The organism is Streptomyces sp. NPDC050164 (genome assembly GCF_044459945.1).
GTDB lineage: Bacteria > Actinomycetota > Actinomycetes > Streptomycetales > Streptomycetaceae > Streptomyces > Streptomyces coeruleorubidus_A.
In genome coordinates, this window is sequence record NZ_JBITJK010000074.1 from 1 (window position 1) to 14840 (window position 14840).

General features: G+C 69.9%; 19 protein-coding genes and 3 pseudogenes. 12 read left to right on the forward strand and 10 right to left on the reverse strand.

Annotated elements, in window-relative coordinates:
• Positions 1-155: 155 nt before the first annotated feature.
• From ACIBNA_RS44305 to ACIBNA_RS44320, 4 genes and pseudogenes are all read left to right on the forward strand, one after another.
• A complete protein-coding gene (locus ACIBNA_RS44305; RefSeq protein ID WP_399171096.1) occupies positions 156-515 on the forward strand; it encodes a hypothetical protein in 360 nt (119 codons plus the stop codon).
• Positions 445-915 (forward strand): annotated as a pseudogene (locus ACIBNA_RS44310) (Ku protein); the annotation flags it as partial. The gene ACIBNA_RS44305 and the pseudogene ACIBNA_RS44310, both read left to right, overlap by 71 nt.
• Positions 916-1278: 363 nt before the next feature.
• Positions 1279-2013, forward strand: coding sequence for an alpha/beta hydrolase (locus ACIBNA_RS44315; protein ID WP_399171098.1), 735 nt, complete (start codon positions 1279-1281; stop codon positions 2011-2013).
• Between the two features lie 286 nt (positions 2014-2299).
• Positions 2300-2635, forward strand: a complete 336-nt coding sequence (locus tag ACIBNA_RS44320) for a hypothetical protein (protein WP_399171099.1) — start codon at positions 2300-2302, stop codon at positions 2633-2635.
• Here the strand turns inward: ACIBNA_RS44320 and ACIBNA_RS44325 are convergent.
• On the reverse strand, positions 2632-2964 hold the full coding sequence (locus ACIBNA_RS44325) for a DUF6233 domain-containing protein (RefSeq protein WP_399171100.1): 333 nt from the start codon (positions 2962-2964) through the stop codon (positions 2632-2634). The genes ACIBNA_RS44320 and ACIBNA_RS44325 overlap by 4 nt on opposite strands.
• Positions 2965-3020: 56 nt before the next feature.
• Here ACIBNA_RS44325 and ACIBNA_RS44330 point away from each other — a divergent pair, with 56 nt between their 5' ends.
• On the forward strand, positions 3021-3362 hold the full coding sequence (locus ACIBNA_RS44330) for a hypothetical protein (protein ID WP_399171102.1): 342 nt from the start codon (positions 3021-3023) through the stop codon (positions 3360-3362).
• Between the two features lie 131 nt (positions 3363-3493).
• Here the strand turns inward: ACIBNA_RS44330 and ACIBNA_RS44335 are convergent.
• Positions 3494-3625, reverse strand: a pseudogene (locus ACIBNA_RS44335) (restriction endonuclease); the annotation flags it as partial.
• Between the two features lie 3 nt (positions 3626-3628).
• Here ACIBNA_RS44335 and ACIBNA_RS44340 point away from each other — a divergent pair.
• Positions 3629-3898, forward strand: a complete 270-nt coding sequence (locus ACIBNA_RS44340) for a glycosyltransferase (RefSeq protein ID WP_399171104.1) — start codon at positions 3629-3631, stop codon at positions 3896-3898.
• 50 nt (positions 3899-3948) lie between these two features.
• Here ACIBNA_RS44340 and ACIBNA_RS44345 read toward each other — a convergent pair whose 3' ends face one another.
• Positions 3949-4623, reverse strand: coding sequence for an ankyrin repeat domain-containing protein (locus tag ACIBNA_RS44345; RefSeq protein WP_399171106.1), 675 nt, complete (start codon positions 4621-4623; stop codon positions 3949-3951).
• Between the two features lie 77 nt (positions 4624-4700).
• Positions 4701-5153: an Lrp/AsnC family transcriptional regulator gene (locus tag ACIBNA_RS44350; RefSeq protein ID WP_274821830.1), complete on the reverse strand. Its 453-nt coding sequence runs from the start codon at positions 5151-5153 to the stop codon at positions 4701-4703.
• 142 nt (positions 5154-5295) lie between these two features.
• Here ACIBNA_RS44350 and ACIBNA_RS44355 point away from each other — a divergent pair, with 142 nt between their 5' ends.
• From ACIBNA_RS44355 to ACIBNA_RS44370, 4 genes are all read left to right on the forward strand, one after another.
• Complete coding sequence (locus ACIBNA_RS44355; protein WP_399171108.1) at positions 5296-6234, forward strand: DMT family transporter; 939 nt, start codon at positions 5296-5298, stop codon at positions 6232-6234.
• A gap of 808 nt (positions 6235-7042) precedes the next feature.
• Complete coding sequence (locus tag ACIBNA_RS44360; protein ID WP_399171109.1) at positions 7043-7297, forward strand: hypothetical protein; 255 nt, start codon at positions 7043-7045, stop codon at positions 7295-7297.
• A gap of 135 nt (positions 7298-7432) precedes the next feature.
• Positions 7433-8386 (forward strand): hypothetical protein, encoded by a 954-nt coding sequence (locus tag ACIBNA_RS44365; RefSeq protein ID WP_399171111.1) that lies wholly within the window; start codon positions 7433-7435, stop codon positions 8384-8386.
• A gap of 78 nt (positions 8387-8464) precedes the next feature.
• Positions 8465-8665, forward strand: a complete 201-nt coding sequence (locus ACIBNA_RS44370) for a hypothetical protein (protein WP_399171113.1) — start codon at positions 8465-8467, stop codon at positions 8663-8665.
• Positions 8666-8674: 9 nt separating this feature from the next.
• Here the strand turns inward: ACIBNA_RS44370 and ACIBNA_RS44375 are convergent, their stop codons facing one another.
• Positions 8675-9049, reverse strand: coding sequence for a hypothetical protein (locus ACIBNA_RS44375; protein WP_399171115.1), 375 nt, complete (start codon positions 9047-9049; stop codon positions 8675-8677).
• A gap of 451 nt (positions 9050-9500) precedes the next feature.
• Between ACIBNA_RS44375 and ACIBNA_RS44380 the strand changes: the two genes are divergently transcribed.
• A complete protein-coding gene (locus ACIBNA_RS44380) occupies positions 9501-9866 on the forward strand; it encodes a hypothetical protein (protein ID WP_399171117.1) in 366 nt (121 codons plus the stop codon).
• A 178-nt stretch (positions 9867-10044) separates the two neighbouring features.
• On the opposite strand, the gene ACIBNA_RS44385 is transcribed toward ACIBNA_RS44380, so the two are convergent.
• From ACIBNA_RS44385 to ACIBNA_RS44400, 4 genes and pseudogenes are all read right to left on the reverse strand, one after another.
• The gene (locus tag ACIBNA_RS44385) at positions 10045-11109 is read right to left on the reverse strand and encodes a hypothetical protein (protein WP_399171118.1); all 1065 of its coding nucleotides are present in this window, start codon (positions 11107-11109) and stop codon (positions 10045-10047) included.
• Between the two features lie 59 nt (positions 11110-11168).
• Positions 11169-12065: an RNA polymerase sigma-70 factor gene (locus tag ACIBNA_RS44390; protein ID WP_399171120.1), complete on the reverse strand. Its 897-nt coding sequence runs from the start codon at positions 12063-12065 to the stop codon at positions 11169-11171.
• Between the two features lie 135 nt (positions 12066-12200).
• Positions 12201-13430 (reverse strand): NAD(P)/FAD-dependent oxidoreductase, encoded by a 1230-nt coding sequence (locus ACIBNA_RS44395; RefSeq protein ID WP_399171122.1) that lies wholly within the window; start codon positions 13428-13430, stop codon positions 12201-12203.
• 290 nt (positions 13431-13720) lie between these two features.
• Positions 13721-13816, reverse strand: a pseudogene (locus ACIBNA_RS44400) (IS5/IS1182 family transposase); the annotation flags it as partial.
• Between the two features lie 33 nt (positions 13817-13849).
• Between ACIBNA_RS44400 and ACIBNA_RS44405 the strand changes: the two are divergent.
• Complete coding sequence (locus tag ACIBNA_RS44405) at positions 13850-14158, forward strand: hypothetical protein (protein ID WP_399171124.1); 309 nt, start codon at positions 13850-13852, stop codon at positions 14156-14158.
• 138 nt (positions 14159-14296) lie between these two features.
• On the opposite strand, the gene ACIBNA_RS44410 is transcribed toward ACIBNA_RS44405, so the two are convergent.
• On the reverse strand, positions 14297-14653 hold the full coding sequence (locus ACIBNA_RS44410) for a hypothetical protein (RefSeq protein ID WP_399171123.1): 357 nt from the start codon (positions 14651-14653) through the stop codon (positions 14297-14299).
• Positions 14654-14840 lie beyond the last annotated feature (187 nt).

The following is a 14840-nucleotide window of genomic DNA, read 5'->3' on the forward strand; positions in this document are numbered from 1 at the left end:
CTCCGCGACGGCACCTTCTACGAACCCCGCCTCCCCGAAGCAGCCATCGCATGACCAACCCAGGCTTGACGAAGGACATAGAGGCACCCCCCCCCCGGCCAATCTCCGGGGCGCGGCGGCGGACCGGATCGCCGAAGCCCTGGGCCCCCCCGAACATGATCGGCGACCAGGCGAACGTGACGGCCTTCGTGGTCCGGCGGTTCGTCGACCGGGGGCTGCTGGTCGACCTGAGCGCGAACCCCGACGGGACACTGCACCACCCCGGCCAGGTCGCGGAGGTCTGCCGGCGCGAGGACCTGGCGGAGCTGGGCGGCGCCGGCACCCCGCTCGGACCGGAGCAGGCCGCCGCCCGGCTCCGGGTACGCCGGGCCGACTTCGACTGGATGGTGCGGCTCGGATGGATCCGCTCGCCGCAGTCGATCGAGGTCCTTCGGCACCTCCCGGGCCGGGGCCGTCGACGTCGCGCTCTGCACCACGGCACCGGTCGACGCGCTCGCCGCGCGAAGCGACTTTGACCGGGTGCGCAAGTACTGCGAGATCGAGGACCGTGAGGTCGACCAGGGCGAGATCGGCAAGGGCTACCAGCTGACCAAGGAACAGGTCATCCCGATCAGCGACGAGGAACTGCGGGACCTGCCCCTGCCGACGGCGAAGGCGAAGGCGATCGAGATCGTCGCGTTCGTTCCGCTGGAATCCGTCGACCCCCTGAAGATCGGCGAGGGCTACTACCTGGCGCCCAGCGGGCAGGTCGCCGCGAAGCCGTACAAGCTGCTGCGCAGGGCGCTCGACCGGAGCAGCAAGGTGGCCGTCGCAAAGTACGCCTGGTCCGGAAGGGAGAGATTGGGCCTGCTGCGGGTGCGGGACGACGTGATCGTGCTGCACGCGATGCGCCGGCCCGACGAGATCAGGTCGCCTCTTGTTCACGAGAACCGACAGCATCAGTACATGAGATTGGGAGGCGTCCGCGGCGCGTCGTGTTCGATGTTCATGAGAACGACAGCGCCCCGCTGTCGCAGCGCCTCGCATCGGGAAGCCGCGATGAGGCCCCGAGCAGCTCTGCGTAGTGTTCCGATTCCTTGGCATCCGGTCACGGAGCCCGCGCAAGAACCCGTTTGGCGGGCCACCGCGACCACTGCTACGTTTCCGGAGGCCGTGCGAGAGAACGAGGAGGTGGTACCCGTGAACGCAGTATCGACATGGGTGCTCCCCTCCGGGGTCACGGTCGGGCGATAGGTCGTCCGGGAGCGCCGTTCATGAGCACTCCCGAAAGGCACGACCATGCACTTCACCTCTGAACAGCGTCTCGACGACGGTGTCCTCGAGCGCGAATTCACCCTCGGCGAGATCCCCGGCATCCTGTGGACGCCCGCGTCCCCATCCGCACCGGCGCCGTTGATCCTGCTCGGCCACCCCCCGCTCGGACTGCGCAAGATGTACCCCCGGCTGGCGGAACGGGCCCGGCAGGCCGCAGCGGACGGCTTCGCCGCGGCCACCATCGAGCTCCCCGGCAGCGGTGACCGGCCCCGTTGGGCCAGCGCCGAGCAGGCCCGCGCCGACCTGCGCCGGGCTATGGAGGCCGGCGAGCCGGTCGATGACGAGATCATCGACGCCCTCGTCCTCCCACTCGTCGAAAAGTCGGTCCCTGAATGGCAGGCCGCCCTGGACGCCCTCCTGTCGCTGCCCGAGATCGGCGGCCCGGTCGGGTACTCGGGGGGAGTGATCTCCATCGGCATCCGGCTCGCGGTGGTCGAGCCGCGCATCTCGGCCGCCGTTCTGTTCGCCGGGAGTCTCGTGCCTGCCACCATGTTCGAGCAGGCCCGCCAGGTCACCATTCCGCTGCACGTCCTGCTGCAGTGGGACGACGAAGGCAACGACCGGCAAGCGGCCCTGGACCTGTTCGACGCCTTCGGCTCCAAGGAGAAGACGCTGCACGCCAACATGGGCGGGCACACCGGCATCCCCCAGTTCGCGGGGGACGCCGCCGCCCGGTTCTTCGCCCGGCACCTGAAGTAAAGCCGGGGCCGTCAGGCCACCAGCAGGCGGTAAGCCGTGTTGGCCAGGATGCTGCTCGTCGAGGGCAGGTCCCGGCGCTCCTGTGCTGTTCATGCCGTGGGCCCTGCCAACTCGGCAGGGCCCACGCTGCCCGAAGCCATGAACTGTTCGATTTCTGCAGTGCTTCGGGTGCTGCCCAATCTCGTGTCCAGGTGCTGTCGGTTCTCGCGAACAAAGCCAGTCGCCGCAGGAACTGCTGCCGCCCGTCGAGCTGAGCGACGAAGAGATCCACAGCGCGCTCGCACTCATGGACACCATGACCCGCGAAGACCTCGAAGGTGAGGAGTTCCAGGACACCTACACCGAGGCCCTCTCCCAGATCATCAAAGCGAAGCGGGAGCACCACGAGCCGCCGAAGCTTCAGGAGCCGGAGGCGAAACCGGGCCAGATCGTCGACTTGATGGCCGCGCTGAACGAGTCCGTGCAGAAGGCCAGGGCCTCCCGCGGCGAGGACGCCGACATGCACGAGCTGCCGGAGAAGAAAGCCGCGAAGAAGCAGCCGGCCAAGAAGACGGCAGCGAAGAAGACCACGACGAAGACCGCGGCCAAGAAAACGTCCGGGCGCCGGCCACGCAGCGCCTAGTCGAGGAACTCCAGCCCGTTGTCGGGCTCGCACTGCGGGCAGGGCTCGACCCCCTCGGCGAGGGCGTGCAGTGCCTGCTGCCGGGTGACGCCCTTCGAGCGCTTCCCGGCGTTCCAGCAGCCGCCGACGTGGACGTAGACCGCGTCCCTGCCGGACAGGCCCCGCTCGATCAACCAGTCCGGCTCCGGTGGCCGGGCCTCGATGCCGCGCTGGAGCTCCTCCTCGCGCCGCTCTGCGTCAGCGATCTGTCGCCGCACCCGGTCCAGGGTGAGGATCAGCCAGGTCTCCAGGGTACGGAGGCGCGGCAGATCAGACGGCAAATCGTTCACACGCTCGATTCCAGGAGGCAGGCTGCCCCACGCACCCAGAGAGGCAGAGGAGACCCATGAACATCGCCGAGGCGGCCCGCAAGCTCGGCGTCGACCCGGCCGCCCTGTGCCCCGCATCGGCTGAGCCTCGATTCACCGAGGTCTGGGAACGCATGCAGCAGGAGCCGCCATGCTCCGCCTGCGGCCGGCCGTCCCGCACCAGCAGCGCCGTCCGCGACCCGGTCCACGGCCCGCGCTGGCTCGACCGATGCCAGGACTGCTTCCTCGCCACCCCGCCGACCCTGCGCCGACCGCTCAGCCAGGCCATCACCGACATCCGGGAAGCAGCGGCCGAAGTGCACCAGCGCGCGGTCCTCCACACCGACGAGGACGGCTGGCAGGACGAGCCGAGGGGATGACCCCGAGCGTTTTCACCTCACCCTGCCCACCGGCGGCCGGACGCTGACGACCGGCTGGTGGGCCAAGGCCCGGCGGTCGAGCGGCAACCACAGGCCACAGGACCGCCACCGAGGCCAACAAGCCGCCGTTTTCAGCTCGGAGACGTTGGCCGCCTGGGGGGGGGCGGGACAGCCCGCAGCAGCTCCCACAACGGCCGTGAGCCCGACGCCCACACGGCCAGCGTCTGGCGGTCCACCACATGCAGCCGCTGCTGCTTGGCGAAGTCATGGCCGCTGTCGAGGCCCTGGCGTCCGGTATCCCCGTCATCGCACACCCCACGCCGGGACTGCGCGAAGCGCTCGGCGACGCGGGCACGTTCGTCGACCGCGCCGACTACCGGGCCTGGGGGAACACGATCCGCGACCTGTACCGCACCGGTGACCCTCGCGCGGAGGCGACCGCGGCGGCGTTGGAGCGCAGCGCCGTCCTCGCCGACCAGACCCGCGAGGAATTGAAGCTGTGGACCAGCGCGGTCCAGGAGCTGACCGACGCCTGACGCCGGCCGTGTCGCGCCACGCCCCGCTCACGTCGGGCGAGGCCGCGCCGTCACAGCAGCCGCCCCTCCTGCAGGTGCACCCCCTCGGCCGTGACCCGATCCGTCCGCTCGGAGCCACCGACGACGCGAATCCAGCTGTCCACGGTCAGCTCACGCTCACGCATCACGATCTTGAAGCCCCCGTACATGCCCGGGACGGGGAACCAGCAAACAGGGTGGTCGAGTTCGGTCAGCACCTCGGCCTCCGGCAGGCGCATTCCCTGCTGAGTGGCCAGATCCGAGCCGTCCTCGAGGCCCGCTCGGTGCCGGATCAGGCGGTGCAGGTGCTGCTGCAGGCGGGCGAGTACGTCCGGCGGCACGAAGTGCCTGGTTTCCGGACGCAGCAGCCCCGTGAGGTGCCGGTGACCGCGCCGCTCGGCGATGTCCACAGCGCGAGTCCCGTCAGCCGCCCTCAGCGTGCGCCAGGCGCCGTGCCTCAACAGACGCTCGACCGTCTCGGCGCAGGCACCGTGCCACGCGGCCTGGTGCAGCGGGGCGTAGCCACTCCTGCCCTCCAGACGCGCCGAGTTGGCCCAGTCGGGATTCTCGTCGAGGACCTCGAAAACGGTTCGCCAGTCCCCGTCCCGGGCGGCGTCGGCAAGCCTGTCGCGCAGTGCCGCGTACTTGTCCTTGAGCGATGACCGGCGAGTGACCCCGTCCCAGTGCGCTACGTGTTCATCAACCACGTCACCGAGTGTAGGGGCGATCATGTGCGGGCCAGATGACCAGGGCTGCTGCCAGAGGCCCACGGTCCGCGGTGGCGTCATACAGGCCCGATCACCTTCTTGTGTATGTGGCTGTAGACCACGGACGTCCGTACATCGGCGAGTTCCGGACGCTTCGTCAGCTTGTCCAGGACCACGGCGTGCAGATGGTCGGTGTCGCGGACGGCGACGTGCACCAGGAAGTCGTCGTTCCCCGTGAGGACGAAGACCGAGATCACCTCGGGCATCCTCTCGAGGAAGGCCTGGAACGCCTCGATCACCGCACGCGTCGGCGGGCGGACCCGAACGGCGATCATGGCCTGCAGCCCGCGGCCGATGGCCGTGAGGTCGGCCTCCGCGTGAAACCCCGTCAGGATGCCGCGCTGGCGCAGCGATCGGATCCGCTCCAGACAGGTGGAAGGGGCGATACCGAGCACCTGGGCCATCTCCCGGTTGGTGCGCCGACCATCCTCCTGGAGCATCCGTACCAACGCCGAATCAAGTTCGTCCACGCTTGCCTCACTCTGCCGGATTCCGAAGGTAATTCGGAGTCTATCCGCTACCTTCGACGATCTTGTTAACGTCCCCGTTGAACGGCTGACGTTTGTTCGGTCGTGGTGTGTTCGGTGGGTCAGTGGAGAGGGGCGACTTCGGATGCAACGAGGACCAAACACACGGGCGGTGTGCGCGGTTGTGGCGGCCGCGCTGTTCTGGAGCAGTTCCTACGCCGTGACCAAACGGGTGCTGGAGGATGTCGGCCCGCTCAGCATCGGCGCCATCAGGTTCACCCTCGCCGCCTTACTCCTGTGCGTGCTGGTGAGGACGAACCGGCGCCACCGGCCGGCCCGTCCGGACGCGCGACAGCGGCGGCAGCTCTACCTGAGCGGATTCCTCGGCATCACCGTCTACTTCGTCCTGGAGAACGTCGGCGTCGATCTGTCCACGGCCTCCGACGCGTCGCTGATCGTGGCCACGTACCCGCTGATGACGATGCTGCTGGAACTGGTCGCCTTCCGCACCCGGATGCCGCTGCCACGTGTGGCGGGGGTACTCCTGGCCACTGTCGGCGCCTTCCTCGTCGTACGCAACGGAGCCCAGGTCGGCGGCGGTCCGCGCTGGCTGGGCGACATCCTGCTGCTGCTCGGCGGGGTGGCCTGGGCCGGCTACAACGTGCTCGGCAAGCGCGCGAGCACCGGCCAGGACGCCGTGGGCGTCACCTACTACCAGACCCTGGCGGGCGCGGCCGGCTTCCTGCTCGCGTCCCTGCTGGAGGCCGGCGACTGGCGGACGCCGGACGCTACCGCCTCGTCGCTGCTCGTCTATCTGGCCGTGGCGTGCTCGGTCGGCGGCTTCCTGCTCTACAACTACGGACTGCGCAGGATGACGTCGAGCGTCGCCGTGAACATCCTCAACCTGGTCCCGGTCTTCGGCGCCATCGGAGCCGTCGTGATCAACGGGGAGTCGATCCGGCCGGCTCAGGCAGCGGGTGGCGCCATCATCATCGTCGGGGTAGCGCTGGGTGTGATCGAGCGAGGGCGCGGAACCACGGCGAAGCCGGATGCGGACGAGGCGGTCAGCCCGGTGGCGGCATAGGTGCCGAAGGGCATGCGAGACCGGCCGATATCAGCATGTGGGGCGGGGACGCGTCGAGCAGGCTGCCGGTGGTCCCGCCGTCAAGGATGCTCCCGACCTCGCGGGACCATCACGGCTTATCCAGCGCTCTCGGGAAGAGCCTCGGCCTTGGATGCCGCCGCCTCCGGCGAGTCGGCAGCGGTGCAGAAGACCGAGCTGCCTTGCCTGGTGCGCTGGGCCTGGCTCCTGGCCACGAGATTTTCGAGCGTGGCCGAGCCGTAAGCACGCCATGTTGTGGCGCTTTGTCCTAGTTGTGCTGGGGGCAAAGATCCGCTGGTTTTGGGCCGGGCTCCTGATCTGCCGGGAGGTCTTGGCCATGCCATGTCCCCCGATCTCGAACTTGGACACAGTCCGGGTCACCCGAGTCGACTCGTGTGGGCGGCCGGTGTGTGGTGAGGACGAGGCGTTTGTCTTCGACTGCCTCGCCAGCATCGCGATGAACCCCAACGCCGACGAGGGCGACGACATCAGCTATCGGGCTGCGAACGGCCGTCAGTGCGGGTTCCGGAAGGGCTGTGCGACGTTCAACGGCTACGACATCGAAGTCAACTTCTCTCGGTGTCGCCGGAGTTCATCGAGATCACCACGGGCAACCCTGTCGTTTACGGCTTCGACGGGCAGCCGATCGGCTACGACGACTGCTCGGTGCAGTGCCGCACCGGCTTCGCCCTGGAGTTCTGGGCGGAGGCGCTGGGGGAAGACGTCTGCGAGGCCGAAGCGAGCGGTGGGGCCCGGCTGTACTACCTGATCCCGTGGGTCTACCAACGGGATGCTCGGCGACCTGGAGATCGGGTCCGAGGCGGTCACCCTCCAGCTCACCGGCGCCACCCGGTCCGGTGGCGGGTGGGGTGCCGGCCCGTACGACGTCATGCCGATCGACGCGGCCGGCACCGCGGGCCCGATGCTCACGCCGGTCGGGGCGAACTGTCACCGGCGGTACTTCCTCACGTCCGTGCCGCCGCCCGAGCCGGTCTGCGACTACGTCCCGGTCGAGGGCGACCTCTGCCCAGCGTCCCGACCGTGACCGCACTCGACCTGGTCGTGCCGCTGCGGGAGGCCCCCGTCAACCAACAGCTCGGGTACGCCCTGCGCTCATGGGTGGCGGACCTCCCGCATCGGCGCGTGTGGATCGTCGGCTACAAGCCGGCCTGTCTGCCGGGTGGGGCACATCCCCACCCGGCAGACAGGCACGAAGTACCAGAACACCACCGTGGCCATGCGCGCTGCCTGCGAACACCCGGAGATCAGCGAGACGTTCCTGTTCGCCAACGACGACATGTTCGTCATGGAGCGGCTGGACGCCATGCCGGTGCTGCACCGCGGGCCCGTGCGCGAGGTCGAGGCGTACTGCGCGGCCCGCACCTGCGGCCAGTACCTGCGCGGCATGCGCGAGACCCGTGACCTCCTGGTCGACCACGGGTTCCCGGACCCGCTGTCGTACGAGCTGCACGTGGCGCTGCCGGTGGCGAAGGCCGGGATGCTCAAGGCGCCTGTCGACGATGCCCGACAGCCTCGCCAACGGCGAGGCCGGCCGCGTCATCCGCAGCAGCTTCCCCCGCCCGTCGGCCTGCGAGCTGCCAAGGCGCTGATGCCGCTCCAGACAGGCCCGTGCGAGGCATGGCCGACAGAACTCTGCTGCGACACCGAGAACGCCGAGGCGGAGGACATCGAGCGGTGGACGCTGGTGGCCTCACAGATCCTGTGGGCGCTGTCCGGCCGCCGTATCGGCCCCTGCCCGGTCACCGTGCGGCCGTGCAGGCGGGCCTGTCTGGAGTCGGCAGGGTCCTTCTCCTTCCAGGCCGGTGTGGGCACGGGCCCGTGGATCCCGTACATCGGCACCGATGGGCTGTGGCGCAACGCGTCGGTGCGCGGCTGCACGCGAACCCGGCAAAGATCACCATTTCTCGTCTGGCGCCCGGCGCCCGGCGCCCACCGCGAGTGGCGCTTAACCGGCGCCCCACCAGAGCGAACACAGTCCCGTACCCAAGGCATACAAGCCTCCCCCTCGAAGCCACACGACCAGGACCGCCCATGGCGACAGCATGCATCGACAACCGGTCCCACCAGCACCACACACCGTGATCAAGGAAGCCCCGAACCAGTCAGAGAATGATCGAACAGCCGTGTCATTCAAGTCGTATCCTGCGGTTGAGGCGACCGGTGCTGGTCGCTCAGAACAGGACACTTGACGATGACGACTCCCGCGCCGCCGGCCACCGAGCCCGACCCCTCCGCCATGACCTGCCCGGGCGATCACGTCGGGCCGTGCGCCACGTGCCAGCGCAAGACCCACAAGTACGGCCGCGGCGGCTGCCCTCTGTGCCAGTGGTGCATGGCGCCGGCCATGGAGAAGTGGGGCCCGGGCGTGCGGTACACCAACACGCGCTCCTGACAAACACCTTCAGCGGTCCGAACTGATGCCCCGGAAGCCCGGACCGAGCCCGCGCCACCTCGGTGGCGTTCGCCCCGAGCCACCCGCCCCGGACACCGACGCCGCGCTGCCCCGCCCGGGCGCCTGGCCGTCCACGGTGATCCCCAGGCGCCGACGCGCCTGGGCGGTGGCCGTCGCCACCACGGCGAGGGCCTGCGCGAGGCCCTCCCCGACACTGCCAAGAGTGTCGGTGAGGGCGTCGATCGCGTCGAGGACACCCTCGGCCGCCGCCGTGCTCCAGCCATTCGGGCCCACGAGGTCCGCGAAGTCACATGCACTCCCGACCGTCTGCTCGGCCGCCTTCTCCACCCCGGGCCCGGCCTGCGCCGACAACTCCACGACCACACAACGACCGTTCCGCTCACAAGAAACCGGCGCGCAGCGTCACATGGGAAGATCGACAGCGCGTCTGAGGCACGGCGTCGCGGGCGACGCCGACGCCGACGTTCCCCGGCTGTCCGTGCAGCCGGTCAGCAACGGCGCAGCTTTTCGGACCAAGCCCGCAGCGGGGCAGCGAGAGCGAGGTTGTCCCCGCGGCTCACGGCCTGGAGTAGTTGAGCGCACACGGTCGCTTCGGCGGCAAGGCCGGCCGGGCTGCCCAGCACGGGCAAGACGGCGCGGACGCGGGCCGCGGTGTCCGGCTGAAGCAGGGTGTAGGCGTGGAGAGTGGCGGCGTCGAACCCCCTCCGGAGCGCGGCCCCAGCCCTCCCAGTCCAACAGCCGCAGCGGCGACGTGAGATTCGCCCAATGCACATCCGCATGGGCTGTCGCCCAGCAGGAGACCGCCGGGGCAGGGATGCCCACGAACTCGGGGATCGCCCGCTCCACGTACTGCTGCCGTACGGCGACACCGTCGGTGCCGACGGCCGCCACCTTCTCCAGCGTCCTCGCGACACCAGGAGCCCGGCAGCTGGCGCTCGTGCTGGAGAATCGGGTCGCCGGACAGGACCGGCTGGCCGACACGCACCGACAGCTCCGCCCGGTAGGCGATGCCGTCGTCGACGGCATCGTGGACGGCCAGGAGCGCGAGCCGGTGCCCGTCGAGGTCGCCGAAAGCGTGCTGGGCATCGAGGGCGCCGTCCCACAGCTTCCCCGACGCCTCGTCCGCCGACGCGAACACCAGCCGCAGCCAGGCGGACTCTCCGGCGGCAACCGACGATAACCCCGTGACAGAACCCCCACAGTAGGTATGATCACGAAGCTGACGTACCGTCAATCCACGAACGCTCAGGGCGACTTGCGGACCACATACCGCCGTCACCCGCCCAAGCGCCGCACCGTCCGCTGGCCAAGTCGTTGGCGTCAGCGCAGGGTGAGCGGGGTCTCGGAGGTGACGCGGGTCAGCTTCTGCGGGTTGAGGTCGTGGCAGAGGCCGGTGATGCGGGAGTTGTCAGAAGTCCCGCCGCGACGGTGGTGGCACGGCGCGCGCGCAGGCTGCTGGCCAGACACAGCACTGCGCCGAGCGCGAGCCAGGTCACCAGGACGATGACGGGGTGAGTCGCTCCGTGGCCGTCGAAGAAGGCCGTGGAGCGCAGCAACTGGCCACCTGCCCCTGGCGGCAGCAGTTGGCCGAGCGTGCCGGACCAGCCGGGCAGCATCTCGGGTGCGGTCGAATTGCCTGACAGGGGATTGCCGATGAGCATCATGACGACGGCGCCGAGGCCGAAGCCGGCGTAGCCGAGCAGTGACTGCAGCCCGATGATGCTCAGAGAGGTGGCCGCCACGGTCAGTGCGATGGCACCGGAGTTGGCAGAATAGGAGCCACCCAGGGAGCCGAGCCAGAACTGCAGGATCGCTGCCACGGCCAGGCCGGCGGTGATCGCGAAGGCGAGCGCCCCCGTGACCCGGCGTGCAGTGCCGCGGACGAGTCTGGTCAGCAGCAGCGCGGCCAGGAGGCCGCCCATGACCAGGGGCAGGGCTCCGGCGGCCAGGCCGGCGCCTCGGGGGTCGTCGGCCGGCGGGGTGACGAGGTCGCGGATGGGGGACGTCCCGCTGGTGCCGTGTCCCTGCGCCTGGCTGAGTCCAACCGCGACGCTCTGCAGAGTCTGGGCGACCGCCGCGCCGGCGGCCGAGGCGGTGATGACCTGCGGGGTGCCGGAGCTGACGTCGATCGCCCCGTACACCTCCCGGTCGCGTATCAACTGTTCGGCGGCTGCGGTGCCGGCGACCTCGGTGATCGCGAAGCCGTCCGGCAGACGTTGGTCGAGGGCGGCGCTGACCTGCTCGACTGCGGCGGTCGGCCCGGCGACCGCGATCGGCACATCGTGTACGTACGACCGCACCGACGGCCAGGTAAAGGCCGTGAGCAGCACACTGATGATCAACGTGAGCAGAGCGACCGCCCTGGCCACCGTCGGCCAGGGCGACGGCGGTATGCCGGTTGCGTGCGGGACCGGAGTATCCATGCCTCTCCTCGGTCGAAGCCTGTATGTGCTGTGGATGGGTGGTGTCCGAGCCGACGGCGTCAGCGCAGGGTGAGCGGGGTCTCGGAGGTGACGTGGGTCAGCTTCTCGGGGTTACGGATGAAGTAGAGGCCGGTGATGCGGGCGTCCTCGACACGGACGGCCATGACGCCGTCGAGCTCGCCGCCCACGTATACGGCGAGTGCGGGGCTGCCGTTGACCACGGTGGGTTCCCAGGTGATGGTGGCCTCGACCTTGGCGGAGCCGCCGAGGTAGAAGCGGACGATCTTCTCGGCGCCGATGACCGGATGGAGCGCGGCCCTCTTGAGGCCGCCGCCGTCGCTGAGCAGAACGACGTCGGGGGCGAGTACGTCGAGGAGGTCCTGCGGGTTCCCGGTCTCGATGGCGCGCTGGAAGGACTCCAGGGCCGCCCGGGTCTCGCTCAGGGAGGCCGTTCTGCGGGGGCGGCGAGCGCCGACGTGCCGGCGGGCGCGGTGCGCGATCTGGCGGACGGCATCGGGGCTCTTGCCTACGGCCTCGGCGATCTCGTCGTAGTCGACCTCGAAGACCTCGCGCAGTACGAACACCGCCCGCTCGGTCGGTGAGAGGCTTTCGAGGACGAGCATCATCGCCATCGACATGCTCTCGGCGAGTTCGATGTCCTCGGCCACGTCCGGCGTGGTGATCAGCGGTTCGGGCAGCCACTGGCCGACGTACGCCTCACGGCGGCGCTTCATGGTGCGCAGCCGGTTGAGCGCCTGCCTGGTTGTGATCCGCACGAGGTACGCCCGCTGGTCGCTCACCTGTCCCAGGTCGACCTTGACCCAGCGCAGCCAGGTCTCCTGGAGGACGTCTTCGGCGTCGGCCGCCGATCCGAGCATCTCGTAGGCGACGGTGAACAGCAGGTTACGGTGGGCGACGAACTCTTCGGTCGCCAGGTCGGTGGTGTGGTCGGTCATCTCTCGGTCCCTCTCCCTCGAATGCCTCGTCAGGCTGCCCGCCCCGCGATGGCCGACGCCCCGCCGTGCTTGGCCTGCGGCAGTTACCCGCGGTGGTCGCCCTTGGGCCAGGTGCGCACGATGACATCGGTGTTCTCAGCCATGGACGGCTCCTCCGTTTTCCAGAGGGCGGACCGTCTTCTCGATGGACGGATCCGGCGCGGCGGTCAGGCGGCGCTTGCGCTTGGGCAGGCCGAAGGTCGGGTGCGAGGTGCCCCACAGCGCTCCCTTTTCGATGGCCGCCTTGATCCGCGCGGCCTTCCGCCCGCCCATGTACGTCGGCTTTGCCTGCCCCTCGCCGTCGACCGACTGCCAGAGCCCGTCCCGCCGCCCGAGGCTGATGGCGTTGTACAGGTAGACCAGCTTGACGTTCGCGATCTTGCGGCCGGTCAGGCGTCCCACGATCGCCTCGATGGCCTGTCGGCCGGTGTAGCCTGCCGAGCCGCAGGACATCGGCAGCGGACGGCCGTTGTCGCCGACGGCATGGACACTGTCGCCGATGGCGTAAACGTTCGGGTGCGAGACCGACCGCATGGTGCGGTCGACGACGATCCGGCCGTTCCCGGTGACCTCCAGCCCGCCGGCGGCGGCGATGGGGTTGACCGCGAACCCGGCCGTCCACACGGTTGCGTCGGACGCCAGGGCGGTGCCGTCAGCGCACAGCACCCGCGTCGCTTCGACGGCTTCGACGCTGGTGTGCTCCAGGACGGTGATGCCCAGCCGCTCGCACGCCTGGCGCAGGTGGCCGCGGGCTCCGGCGGAGAGCCTGGCGCCCAGCTCACCGCGGGCGATCAGCGCCACCGACAGGCCGGGCCGGGCTTCGGCGATCTCGGTGGCGGTCTCGATGCCGGTCAACCCGTCGCCGACGACCACCACACTCCCGCCTCCGCCCCTCCCGCCCAGGCCGTCCAGGCGCTCGCGCAGACGCAGCGCCGAGGGCCTGGCGGCGACGTCGAAGGCGTGCTCGGCCACGCCGGGGACACCGTGGTCGTCGCCGTGGCTGCCGAGCGCGTACACAAGCGTGTCGTAGCCGAGGTCGCCGCCGCCGTCGGCGTCGGCCACGGCGACGACCCGGCGCTCGGGGTCGACGGCGGTGACACGGGCCACGCGCAGCCGGATCCCCGTGCCCGCGAAGACATCGGCGAGCTGCGGAGCCTCGATGTCCCGGCCGGCCGCCAGCTGGTTCAGCCGCAGCCGCTGGACGAAGTCCGGCACGGCGTTGACCACGGTGATCTCGGTGTCCGCCGGGGACAGCCGACGGGCCAGGTTCCCGGCCACGTAGGCCCCGGCATAGCCGGCGCCGAGGACGACGATGCGGTGCTTCATGAGTTGCTCCTGTCGGCTCGCTTGCTCCCGGTGAGTTGAGCGGAACGGCGCCCCGAATGCTGACGGGAACTGACACCTGCGTATCCGCTGTCGATCACGACCGCCTCGATCCTCTCGGTCATGTTGTCTCCTCTGTCTCAAGGGGGTTCGGCCTCAAGACACCGCGCGACTGATCGCTGTGACAGCCTGTGAGGCAAATCACCTCCACAGGCATGGGCTCGGCACGCGAAATCCTCACTCACCTCCACACGGGCCCGTCTGCGGGTCGGCGGGCAGCTCCTTTTGCAGGTCCCCTTTTTCCGCGCCCCGGCGGCGTGCTGGTGAGCCCGGCATATCGTGGAGTCGACGTTGATGTCCCAGGTGATCAGGTCCTTGGCATCGGCGCGATCACCGGCTCTCCGGCCTCTCCCCACACCCTGCTGCTCGGCAGATACGACGCCGAAGGCCGCCTCCAGTACGTCGGCCGCACCACCACCCTCGCCCGGACAGCAGGCGCTGCGGTCGCTGGCCTGCTCGCTCTGGGACGGCGCGGGCATCCGTGGACAGGCTGGTCGTTCTCCGCCGGATGGGGGAGCCGGGAAAAGCTGGTCGTCACGCTGGTGGAACCCGAGCTGGTGGTGGAAGTCGCCGTCGACGTCGCCCGCGACGCGTCCGGCCGCTGGCGCCACCCCGCACGCTGGCACCGCGCCCGCCCTGACCTCTCTCCCCCGCCGACGTCCCCCATCTGACGTCGCCGCCGCGCTCACGGTGGCACGACGCGGCGGCCCCGCCCGGCGCGCAACACCGGTGAGCGCGCCCGATCCCCGGCTGCGTCCGCGCCGCCCACCCCGCCCTCCCTCATCCCCAGCCGCGCCGCGACGCATGTGTCACGCCTCCTCATCCCAGGGGAAGCCATCCGGGTCCGCGGCGGCACAGCTCCAGACCCGCTCATCGTCATGGCCGCGGATCTGGTCCAGGAACGGGAAGTCGTCCGGCTGCACGGCCAGTTTGGCGACAGGGGTCACTGGTACGGGACTTGCCCGCTGGGCCAGCTGCACCGAGACATCGCCGACCCGCATCCGCGGCTGCAGCTCGAAGGTGCCGGCGGGCAGCAGGTAAACCGTGCCGGGGCGCCAGGGCTGCTGCTTCAGCGCCTGCGCGCTGATGGAGAAGTAGTAGTGCGGCTCGCCGAGCTGGAGCCGAGGCAGGGTGTTCACCCAGACCGCGACGGCGATCCCCTTCACGTCGGCGGCGAGCGCCTGGAGGCGGTTGTCGAGCAGGTGCTCCGCTTTGCCCGCTAGGGTCTGTCGTTTGGATCAGGTCGCAGGGAAGCGATTGTTCTGCTCGGTGCCGGCGAGCGGGGTCTGGTGCGTGCCTCTGCAAGGCGGAGGAGGGCGTCGACGCGATGGGGGTCCCCCCTTGCTCGAGCGA